General features: G+C 70.1%; 8 protein-coding genes. 7 read left to right on the forward strand and 1 reads right to left on the reverse strand.

Annotation, left to right across the window (positions count from 1 at the left end):
• The first annotated feature begins 26 nt into the window (after positions 1 to 26).
• The 7 genes from ACIQNU_RS33910 to ACIQNU_RS33940 all read left to right on the forward strand — a co-directional run bounded on the left by ACIQNU_RS33910 (position 27) and on the right by ACIQNU_RS33940 (position 9,521).
• The gene (locus tag ACIQNU_RS33910; RefSeq protein WP_401373697.1) at positions 27 to 1,901 is read left to right on the forward strand and encodes a hypothetical protein; all 1,875 of its coding nucleotides are present in this window, start codon (positions 27 to 29) and stop codon (positions 1,899 to 1,901) included.
• A 323-nt stretch (positions 1,902 to 2,224) separates the two neighbouring features.
• The gene (locus ACIQNU_RS33915) at positions 2,225 to 2,533 is read left to right on the forward strand and encodes a hypothetical protein (protein ID WP_389885176.1); all 309 of its coding nucleotides are present in this window, start codon (positions 2,225 to 2,227) and stop codon (positions 2,531 to 2,533) included.
• Positions 2,534 to 2,735: 202 nt separating this feature from the next.
• Positions 2,736 to 3,647 (forward strand): hypothetical protein, encoded by a 912-nt coding sequence (locus ACIQNU_RS33920; protein ID WP_401373699.1) that lies wholly within the window; start codon positions 2,736 to 2,738, stop codon positions 3,645 to 3,647.
• Positions 3,637 to 4,989, forward strand: a complete 1,353-nt coding sequence (locus tag ACIQNU_RS33925; protein ID WP_401373700.1) for a hypothetical protein — start codon at positions 3,637 to 3,639, stop codon at positions 4,987 to 4,989. Before ACIQNU_RS33920 ends, ACIQNU_RS33925 begins: the two co-directional genes overlap by 11 nt.
• Positions 4,990 to 5,012: 23 nt before the next feature.
• Positions 5,013 to 6,554: an SCO6880 family protein gene (locus ACIQNU_RS33930; RefSeq protein WP_401373715.1), complete on the forward strand. Its 1,542-nt coding sequence runs from the start codon at positions 5,013 to 5,015 to the stop codon at positions 6,552 to 6,554.
• Positions 6,555 to 6,616: 62 nt separating this feature from the next.
• Positions 6,617 to 8,029, forward strand: coding sequence for an ATP-binding protein (locus ACIQNU_RS33935; RefSeq protein WP_401373701.1), 1,413 nt, complete (start codon positions 6,617 to 6,619; stop codon positions 8,027 to 8,029).
• Between the two features lies 1 nt (position 8,030).
• The gene (locus ACIQNU_RS33940; protein WP_401373702.1) at positions 8,031 to 9,521 is read left to right on the forward strand and encodes a type VI secretion protein; all 1,491 of its coding nucleotides are present in this window, start codon (positions 8,031 to 8,033) and stop codon (positions 9,519 to 9,521) included.
• Between the two features lie 25 nt (positions 9,522 to 9,546).
• Here the strand turns inward: ACIQNU_RS33940 and ACIQNU_RS33945 are convergent, their stop codons facing one another.
• Entirely contained in the window at positions 9,547 to 10,125 is a 579-nt protein-coding gene (locus tag ACIQNU_RS33945) for a GNAT family N-acetyltransferase (protein WP_401373703.1), read from the reverse strand.
• Positions 10,126 to 10,248: the final 123 nt, after the last annotated feature.

A 10,248-nucleotide genomic window follows, 5' to 3' on the forward strand; every position in this document is an offset into this window, starting at 1 on the left:
CGGCGACCAGGGGGAGTCGAGGCGTCATGGTCTGGGACCAGCGACCTGAGAACGAGGACGGAAACACAGGCGGGAACGAAGGCGGGAACAAAGGCGCGCACGAAAGCGGGAGCGGGGACGGCGGTACGGGGGCCGCGGCGGCCGACCGGGTGCCCACCCAGCCACCGGCACCCACCGAGCCACCCGCACAACCGCCCGTACCACCGTCCGTACCGCCCCAGGCGCCCCCACCCCCGTCCTTCCAGCCGTCCCCGGACAACCCGTACGCGCAGAACAACCCCTACGCCCCGCAATCCCCCTACGGACCGCCCCCCGGCGGCCCGTTGCCCCCCGACTTCGCCCCCGGCGAGTTCCTGCACAGCGGGCCACCGCCCCGCCCGCCCGCGCCTTCCGGCCCCGCGGACCCCCTGCGGGCCGCCGCCGTCGCGCTGTTGAACCTCAGCGGGCTCGGCATCGGATACGCGCTGCTGCGCCGCTGGGGCGCCATGGGCGCCTGCTGGGTCGCCACCGCCGTGCTGCTGTTCGTCGCGCTGCCCGCCGACGTCGACGGCGTCTCCGGGGGAGTGCTGGCCGGCTATCTCGTCGTGCTCGCGCTCGCCGCGATCCATGGCGCCTTCCGCGCGCTGCGTACGCCTCTGCACTGGCCGCCGCGCGCCCCCATCGCCCTCGTGCTGGGTGTCGTGCTGCTCGCCGTCCCGGCGGGCGGTGTCGTGGCGTACGGCGCCGCGCACGACGAGGCCGTCGAACAGATGCTGCTCGACCGGCTCGGCACCGCCGACCGGCTCGTCAGCGGCGCCGCCGACCGGCCGTTCAATGCCGCCGAGAGCGACCTCCGCCGGGCGCTCACCGTCTACCGCGACCTCGGCGACGACCATCCCGACTCGCGCGCGGCCCACCGCGTACCGGACCGGCTGACCACGTACTACAAGACGGTCGGGGCGCCCTACGACAACAAGAAGTACTGCGACGCCGTCGAACCGCTGACCTTTCTGCGGACCGTGCCCGACACCATCGACCGCGACCGGCTCGGCTCCCTCGCCGGCTGGCCCGATGACCGGCTCGCCACCTCGCTGTACGAGTGCGGCGTCAGCACCGAACTCGGCGTCACCGACAGCGTGGGCGCCGCCGACGGCAACCTCGGCGAACTCCTGCGCACCTTCCCGAAGTCCGAGCCCGCCGCCCGCGTCGAACCGGCCGTCAGCTCCGCGATAGACACCGCCGCCAAGGGCATCAAGGGCGGCAAGCCCTGCGACGCCACCGACCGGCTGCGCGTCCTGAACCGGCAGGCGCTCCGCCTGCCCGGCGACAAGGCGGGCATCACGGACGCGCTCCACAAGGACGCCGCCCGCGCCGAGTCGAAGCTCGCGCCCGGCCTGTACGCCTGCGGTGTCGACCAGTACAAGGACGGCGACTTCAAGGAAGCGCAGAGCACCCTGGACGACTTCATCGGCAGCTACAAGAACGACAAGAACCGGGCCCGCGCCCAGAAGATCGCCATCGCCGCCGAGATCGCCCAGACCAATCCCGCGGCCGGCAAGCGGCTGCCGTCGACCGGCAACCCGGGCGGCAGCATCCCCGTCACGTTCAAGAACGACAGCCCCGACGAGATCGAGGTCCTGTTCACCGGCCCGGTCACCGGCAGCATGAAGCTGAAGCGCTGCGCCGGCTGCTCCACGTACAGCTCCGCGATCACCGCCCGGAGCAGCGCCTGCCAGGCGAGCGGCCGGAGCTACCCGAGCAAGACCCTGAGCCTGCCCCCGGGCACGTACTACTTCCTCCACAAGCCTGTGGACAACCCCTCCGTCACCACCCCCGGCAGCGACACCGCGAACATCCGCAACGGCTACCTGTACACGGAGTGCGCCTACGTCCTCTCCAGCGGCCTCGGCTACGGACTCTGACGCCGCCTCACAGCCGGGCAGGGTAAAAAGGGGCCAGGGGCAAAAAGGGGACAGAGGTAAAAGGGGAACAACGACACAACCACGTGACAGGTTTCGGGGTCCATCATTGCCCGGCGTGACCCCGCGTGATACACAGAGTGACCATACGGTCCTTCGTATGCCGTCTCACGCCACCGCGGGAGCCGGTTCCCGGGGATTCGTACGAAACCCGCCAATCAATGACGCCAAGTCGACATCCGTCGGCGCCATTGTCGGCGACAATAGGCGTGACCTCTGCGCACTCGCAGAGGAGCGGGAACTACCCAACAGGGGCGGTGAGTTACATGCTTATGGCAGCCGAAAAGGGCGACATCACCACCATCATCGGCGGGATCGCCCCGGACTGGGGGCCCTTCGGGAGCCTGGGCAGCGAAGCGCGGGTGATGATCCAGGTGGTGATGGCGGTCGCCATCATGCTCTGCCTGGGCATCGCGATCTGGGGCGCGGCCAAACAGCGCATCGGTGCGACGGCGCTGCGCGACACCTTCAGCGCGGAACAGGGCAAGGGCCTCATCATCGCGGGCCTGACCGGAGTCTTCATCATCGGATCCCTCGGCACGCTCTTCACCATTGTGTACGGCATGGCCGTCTAGCCGCGCCGCGTCCGGCGCCCGTCAGTCCCGGTCGGCGCGCCCTCGTCCCACCCCCGTCCCACCCGTCCGTCGCGCCCACCGGCTGAGGTTGCGTTTCCCTGATGTCGAGTCACCACACCGCGCCCGCGCGGGAACCAGCACGGCTACCGTCGTACTACGCGGTCCACGCGGTTGGGTACGACGCTGAGGGGGCGTACGCGGTATGAGCCCGAGTGACGACCACGGCTACGACGGCGAATCCGCCCGCTACGGCGGAGGCGACGGGCGGTACGCGGGATACACCGATGACCCGGGGCGCGGCAACGACGAGTTCGGCGGCAGCGGACAGACCCGGACGCGGCTGCCGGACCGGGGCGGCGACGGATACGGCGACGGGTACGGGGGCGCCCGCAGAGCCGGGCGCGCTCCCTCGCGCAGCGTCGTCACCGTCGTCGGTGTCGTCGTCCTCCTCATCGCGGCCATCGCCTTCGCGAACCGCGGCGGCGACGACCCCGCGTCGAAGTCCGGCACCGACAACCCCAAAACCTCCGCCACGAACGCCTCCGGCACCCAGCCGGTCGACGGCAAGAACGGGGGGATCCCTTCGGGGTTCGCGCATGACAGACAGGGGGCGGAGTCGGCGGGCGCCAACTACGCCGTGGTCCTGGTGTCGTCCGACATCCTCAAGTCCGACCGGCGCGGCGACATCGTCCAGCGCATCTTCGTCGCCGACAAGGTCGCCGACCTCCAGAAGAACCTGGACACCGCCTACTCCAAGGACGTCCTGTCCGCCATGGGCCTGGACGAGAACGGCAACGCGGCGGCCGGCCGCACCTACGTCTCCCGCACCATGCCCATCGGCACGAAGGCCACGCGCTACAGCGACAGCACCGCCACCGTCGAGGTCTGGTGCACCGGGGTGTTCGGCACGGCGGGCGAGGACTCCACCAACCCCGTCACCAGCGACTGGTTCACCATGACCCTCGCTCTCCGCTGGTCCGACGGCGACTGGAAGGTCGAGAGCTTCTCGCAGAAGGACGGCCCGGCCCCCGTGAACGGCGACAACCAGGTCTCCCCTTCCGACGAGATCGCGAAGGCCGTGCAGGAGTACGGAGGCTTCACGTATGCCCGATAGCCGGCGCACCCGCCCCGACAGCCCGCACCGCACCCGCCGCACCCTCAAGGTCGCCGCCGCACTCACGGCCCTCCAGGGCGCCGCCGTCCTGCTGGCCACCCGCGCCGTCGCGGCCCCCACCCCCGCGCCCTCCGACGACAAGTGCGACCTCATCGTCGGCCCGGCCAAGCAGTACTGCGAACGAGGCAACGGCACCAGCCGCTCCCCCAACACCCCCTCCGACACCCTCCCCAGCACCCTCGACCCCCTCGCCGCCCTGGCCAAGGGCTGTGCGGACGCCGCGTCCTGGACCGTCACCAAGCTGTCCGACGCGGTGAAGGAGACGGCGAACGTCGACTTCACGAACCCCAAGTTCCTCCAGCAGTACGCCGTCGTGTTCGCCGCGTCGACCGTCCTGACGCTCCTGCTGTGGCTCCTCGCCGTCGCCAAGCGCGCGGTCCGTGGCGTCCCCCTCGGCACCGCCCTGTCCGAGGCGATCGGTTTCCTCTGGCTGACGGTCCTGGCCTCCGCGTTCACGCCGCTCATCCTCTACACCGTCGTCTCCGCCACCGACGGCGTCACCGCCGTCCTCGCGAAGTCCACCGGCGGCCAGACGGACGTGTTCTTCGGCTCCTTCTCCGAAGCCCTCACCAAGGGCACCGACATCGGCGGCGGCCCGATCATGCTGATCGTCGTCGCCCTCGTGTCGATCCTCGCCGCCGGCATCCTCTGGCTCGAACTCGTCATCCGAGCCGCCCTGCTCTACGTCGGAGCGCTCCTCGGCACCGTCGTCTACGCCGGACTCGTCGACAAAAACCTCTGGGGCCACGTCCGCCGCTGGGCAGGCATCATGATCGCCGTCATCCTCGTCAAACCGGTCATCGTGATCGTCCTCGGCCTCGCCGGCGCCCTCAGCGGTTCCGACAACGGCCCCGACGCCTTCTCGGCCGTCATCTCCGGCCTCGCGATCATCCTGCTCGCCATCTTCGCCAGCGCGATGATCTACCGCTTCGTCCCCGGCTTCGGCGACGAGATCGCGGGATCCCGCAACAACCGTATCCAGCAAGGTGCCGAGAACAGGGCCGCGGCCGTCATCAGCTCCCCGGCCGCCCTCGTGTCCCAGGGCATCAAGACCCACAGCGCCCGGGGCAGGGCCGAAGGCGGCGGCCAGCCGCCCCGGCCCGCGAACCCGGCGAGCGGCGGGGTGGCCGCACACAGCTCCCGCGGCACGGGCGCCGGCGGTACGGGAGGCGGCGGATCTGTCCCCTCCGCCGCACCCGCACCCCGCAGCAGCCCGATCAACACCCCGCACGCGGGCAACCGCAAGGGCAGTAACCACCGCACGGGAGGTGAAGGGCGTTGACCACCGACTCCTCGGTGTCCCATATGTCCCATCCGGTCGCGCCCCGCCGGACGTATCTCATCGGCCGCGCCCGGCCGAACGCCGTCGTCGGACGCAACCGCGAGACCGGCGAGATCGTACTGATCATCGCCGGGGCGTTCCTCGGCATGATGTGCGGACTCCTCGTCCCCGTCCTGTCCCTGCGGATCGTCCTCCTCATGGGCTTCCCGCTGCTGGCCCTGGCCGCGGTCTACGTCCCGTACAAGCGCCGCACCTTCTACAAATGGTTCGAGATCAACCGCAGCTACAAGCGCCGCGTCAAACAGGGCACCACGTACCGCTCCCAGGCCCCGGAGGCGGGCGTACGGTTCGACGGCCGTGAGGTCGAGGTCGGGCCGCCGCCCGGCATCGGCCGTATCACCTGGCTGGCCGCGCCGTTCGGCCCCGACGAGATCGCCGTCCTCCTGCACGCCGACCGCAGAACCGTCACCGCGGCCATCGAGATCGAGGGCCCCGGCGTCGGCCTGCGCGACTCCGAGGACCAGGAAGCCCTCGTCGACCGCTTCGGCACCCTGCTGAAGCACGTCGCGAACGGCGACGGCTTCGTCACCCGCCTCCAGATGCTCGCCCGCACCCTGCCCGCCGACCCCGACGCCCACGCCAAGGACGTCGCCCAGCGCGGCGACGAACGCGCGCCCGGCTGGCTCCAGCAGTCCTACGACCAGCTCCAGTCCATGGTCTCCACCAGCAGCGAGCAGCACCGCGCCTACCTCGTCGCCTGTATGCACTACAGCCGCGAACTCGCCGGCGAGGCACACGCCATGGCCCGCGCCGCCCGCCCCACAGCGGGCCGCAGACTCGACCGCGACGCCGGCCTCGCCGTCGTCATGGCCCGCGAGCTGACCGACATCTGCTCCCGCCTCCAGGAAGCCGACATCCGCGTCCGCCAGCCCCTCGGCCAGGGCCGCCTCGCATCCCTCGTGCACTCCATGTACGACCCGGACCACCCCATCGACCACCTCCAGGCCATGACCCAGCGCAACGCCTGGCCCGCCGAACTCGACGCCATGGAACCCACGTACCTCCAGGCGAAGACCCGCGAGTCCAGCACCCGCGCGCCCTGGTGCCACGCCACCGCGTGGGTCAAGGAGTGGCCGATGACCCCGGTCGGCGTCAACTTCCTCGCACCGCTCCTCGTCCACACCCCCGACGTGATCCGCACGGTCGCCGTCACCATGGACCTCGAACCCACCGAGATCGCCATCGAGCGGATGCTCACCGAGAAGACCAACGACGAGGCCGACGCGAGCCGCGCCGCCAAGATGAACCGGACCGTCGACCCCCGCGACATCGCCGCGCACTCCCGGCTCGACCAGCGCGGCGAGGACCTCGCGTCCGGCGCGGCAGGCGTCAACCTCGTCGGCTACATCACCGTGTCCTCGCGCTCCCCGGAGTCCCTGGCCCGCGACAAGCGCACCATCCGCGCATCGGCGGGCAAGTCCTATCTGAAGCTGGAGTGGTGCGACCGCGAGCACCACAGGGCATTCGTCAACACACTGCCGTTCGCGACCGGCATCCGCAGGTAGGTCGACAGGAGCTGATGTGGTGATGCGGGAGCTGATGCCGTGATGCGGGAGCTGATGTGGTGATGAGGGATCCGCTGTCCATCCTGACGGACGCCTTCACCGCCTTCCTGTTCGGGAAGGTGGAGACGACCCGGCTGCCGGTGCGCACCTCCTCGGGCCAGGCCCAGGCGGTCTACCTGCCCACGGCCGCACCCGGACTCGGCGACTCCGGCGTGATCATCGGCCGCGAGGTCTACTCCGGCAAGGGCTACATCTACGACCCCTTCCAGTTGTACGGGCAGCAGCTGCCGGCCCCCCACTGGCTGGTCCTCGGCGAGTCCGGCAACGGCAAGTCGGCGCTGGAGAAGACGTACGTCCTGCGTCAGTTGCGCTTCCGCGACCGGCAGGTCGTCGTCCTCGACGCCCAGGGCGAGGACGGCGTCGGCGAATGGAACCTCATCGCGGAAGAGCTGGGAATAACCCCCATCCGGCTCGACCCGACAGCGGCGCTCGACATGGGCATCCGCCTCAACCCGCTCGACCCGTCGATCACCACCACCGGCCAGTTGGCGCTGCTGCGCACCATCATCGAGGTCGCGATGGGCCACGGCCTCGACGAACGCTCCGGCTTCGCCCTGAAGGTCGCGCACGCCTACGTCAACGAGACCATCGTCGAACGCCAGCCCGTCCTCACCGACATCGTCGAGCAACTACGTCACCCGGAGCCGGAGTCCGCTGAGGCGATGAACGTCGCCATAGACGACGTACGCGCCTGGGGCCTGGACGTCGCCCTCGTCCTGGACCGGCTGGTCGACGGTGACCTGCGCGGCATGTTCGACGGCCCGACCACGGTCGGCATCGACCTGGACGCGCCGCTGATCGTCTTCGACCTGTCCCACATCGACCGCAACTCCATCGCGATGCCGATCCTGATGGCGATCGTCGGCGTCTGGCTGGAGCACACCTGGATCCGCCCGGACCGCAAGAAGCGCATCTTCCTGGTCGAGGAAGCCTGGCACATCATCAACAGCCCCTTCGTCGCCCAGCTGTTCCAGCGCCTGCTGAAGTTCGGCCGCCGACTCGGCCTGTCCTTCGTGGCGGTGGTCCACCACCTCTCGGACGTGGTGGACGGAGCGGCGGCCAAGGAGGCGGCGGCGATCCTCAAGATGGCCTCCACCCGCACGATCTACGCCCAGAAAGCCGACGAGGCCCGCGCCACGGGCCGCGTCCTGGGCCTCCCCCGCTGGGCCGTCGAAATCATCCCGACGCTCACCCCGGGCATCGCGGTCTGGGACGTCAACGGCAACGTCCAGGTCGTCAAACACCTCATCACCGAGTCGGAACGCCCCCTCGTCTTCACGGACCGTGCGATGACCCAGTCGTCGGCCGAGATGGCGGACGACGCCCTACGCGCCGCGGAGCTGGAGGCGGAGGAGCGCGCGGCATCGTTCGTCGAACAGCAGCTGACCGACTCATCGGAATCCACGGTGGCCTGACATGCCAGGACAGGAACGCGCAGGGTACGGGGGCGGGGGCGCCGAACACCGGGAACGAGGCGTCCCCGACGGCCTGTTGGTGGGCGTCCTCGCCTTCCTGCTCGGCACGACGGTCATGGTGTGGTCGGCGACGGGCCTGGCGGGCCTGTTCGCCCACGGCTCCTGGCCGTCATCGGTGACCTTCGGCAACACCCCCCTGGCCATGCGCCGCCTGGTCTCGTCCCCGCAGGACATCCCCGCGGCCTGGCCCGAGACCCCACCGGCCCAACTCTCCGGATACGGCCTCTTCTGGGGCCTGTTCATCGGCCAGGTGATGGTGCTGGTGGTACTGGGGGTCTTCGTACTGGGGACGGTGGCACGCGTACGGGCGATGAGGCGGGCGCCGAAGCAGGTGGCTGCGCCGGAGGAGCACAGGGAACCTACGGCACTGGCGAAACCGACGGAACTGTCGGAATCGATGCGACCGACGCGACCGGTGGAACCTGTCGAACCCGTGAAACCTGTGGAACCCGTGGAACGGCAGCCTGCCTGGCCGACTGAGGCCACGACCCCGATCCCGCCACCTCGCAGAGGCCCGCTACTCCTCGGCCCACCCGCCACCCGCCACCCGGCCGCCATCCAGGCCGTACGGGACGCCGAGGGCCCCGCCGTCGTCGTCACCTCCGATCCCGCCGTCTGGGAGGAGACGAAGGACGCCCGCGCCAAACTCGGCCCGGTCCTCCTCTACGACCCGTCCCACCTCTGCGACACCCCCGCCCGTATGCACTGGTCCCCCATCGCCGGCTGCGAGGACCGGGACACGGCAGCAAGCCGGGCCAAGGCCCTGCTCGCCCCCGTACGCCCCACCGCGAAAATCGACGCGGCGGTCGCCGACACGGCAGATACGCTCATGCGCAGCTTCCTGCACGCAGCCGCCGTGGACGGCCGCCAGTTCCGGCACGTCCACCGCTGGGCCCAGGGCAGCCAGGTGCAGGAGGCGGTGCGTGCGCTGCGTACGCATCCCAAGGCCGCGTCGGGCGCGGCGGGCGAACTGGAGGCAGCGCTCACGGCGCACCCGGAACGCCGGGACATGGCACAGGAGTTGACGGCCCGTGCGCTGTCGGCCCTGTTCACGGTCCACATCCGCGAGGCGTGCACCCCGAACCGAACTGATGCCCTCACCTTGGATTCTTTCGTGAACGAAGGGGGCACGCTTTATCTGGTGGGGGAAGCCGTCGAAGACCCCAGGACCCGCCCCGGAGCCATGCCTTTGCACACGGCTCTGGCCTCAAGCGTGGTCGAGCACGGCCGGCGCATGGCCGAACGGTCATCCTCTGGTCGGCTCGACCCACCACTTATGTTCGTCCTGGAGGACGTGGCGGCGGTGGCTCCGCTTCCGCAACTGCCGGAGCTGCTGACGACGGGAGCGGACCGGGGCCTACCGACCCTGGCCCTGCTCCGCTCCCGCGAACAGGGCCGCAGCCGCTGGCCCCACGACGAACTCCCGGTCTGAAAACGGGGTTTCCAGGCGGGTGGCTCTAGTCCCGAGTCGGCCTGTCAATAGCCGGCCTGTCGATCACCAACTCATGGTCGTACAACTCGTGCCGGCCCGGCCCTGCCGGCTCCATGACGGTCACGCCAGTCGGTACGAAGCCGACCTTGCGGTAGAAGCCCTCGGCCCGGCCGTTGTCCTGGTGCACGAAGAGCCGTACCCGCTCGATACCGTCCACGGACCAGGCCCATTCCAGCGCGGCATCGAACAGCGCCTCGGTGAGTCCGGTACCGCGGTGCTCGGCCCGCACGAACACACCGACGAGCTGCGCCTGACGCCGGATGACAGGGCGCCCGAAGAAGTCGAGCGCACCGGGCTCCTCGATGAGAACGACGACGGTGCCGCCCCAGGTCCCGTCGGCCCCTTCCGCGACGAACTGCCGCTGCACCACACCCTGCGCGGCCTGGGCCGTACGGCCCTGCCAGAACACGTCCGGCTTGGGGCAGGCGTCGTCATACGTCTCCAGAAAGGCGACCGGCGCCGCAGGGTCCAGCAATGCGGCCAACCGCAACTCTTTGACCTGCGGCCATTCATCGGCGCGTACGGCGCGTATCACGTGCTCCATGGGCCGATGGTACGGGCCGGCCAATCACCCCGTAAAACGAAAAAGCCCCCGCACCTGAGGTGCGGGGGCTTTCCCCTAAAAATAGTTCGGCGGTGTCCTACTCTCCCACAGGGTCCCCCCTGC

The sequence above is a fragment of the Streptomyces sp. NPDC091292 genome, assembly GCF_044757265.1.
Lineage (GTDB): Bacteria > Actinomycetota > Actinomycetes > Streptomycetales > Streptomycetaceae > Streptomyces.

Coding starts and splice junctions, on each gene's coding strand:
- ACIQNU_RS33910 (WP_401373697.1), top strand. CDS start 27: ATGGTCTGGGACCAGCGACCTGAGAACGAGGACGGAAACACAGGCGGG.
- ACIQNU_RS33940 (WP_401373702.1), top strand. CDS start 8,031: ATGCCAGGACAGGAACGCGCAGGGTACGGGGGCGGGGGCGCCGAACAC.
- ACIQNU_RS33945 (WP_401373703.1), bottom strand. CDS start 10,125: ATGGAGCACGTGATACGCGCCGTACGCGCCGATGAATGGCCGCAGGTC.
- ACIQNU_RS33915 (WP_389885176.1), top strand. CDS start 2,225: ATGCTTATGGCAGCCGAAAAGGGCGACATCACCACCATCATCGGCGGG.
- ACIQNU_RS33920 (WP_401373699.1), top strand. CDS start 2,736: ATGAGCCCGAGTGACGACCACGGCTACGACGGCGAATCCGCCCGCTAC.
- ACIQNU_RS33925 (WP_401373700.1), top strand. CDS start 3,637: ATGCCCGATAGCCGGCGCACCCGCCCCGACAGCCCGCACCGCACCCGC.
- ACIQNU_RS33930 (WP_401373715.1), top strand. CDS start 5,013: ATGTCCCATCCGGTCGCGCCCCGCCGGACGTATCTCATCGGCCGCGCC.
- ACIQNU_RS33935 (WP_401373701.1), top strand. CDS start 6,617: ATGAGGGATCCGCTGTCCATCCTGACGGACGCCTTCACCGCCTTCCTG.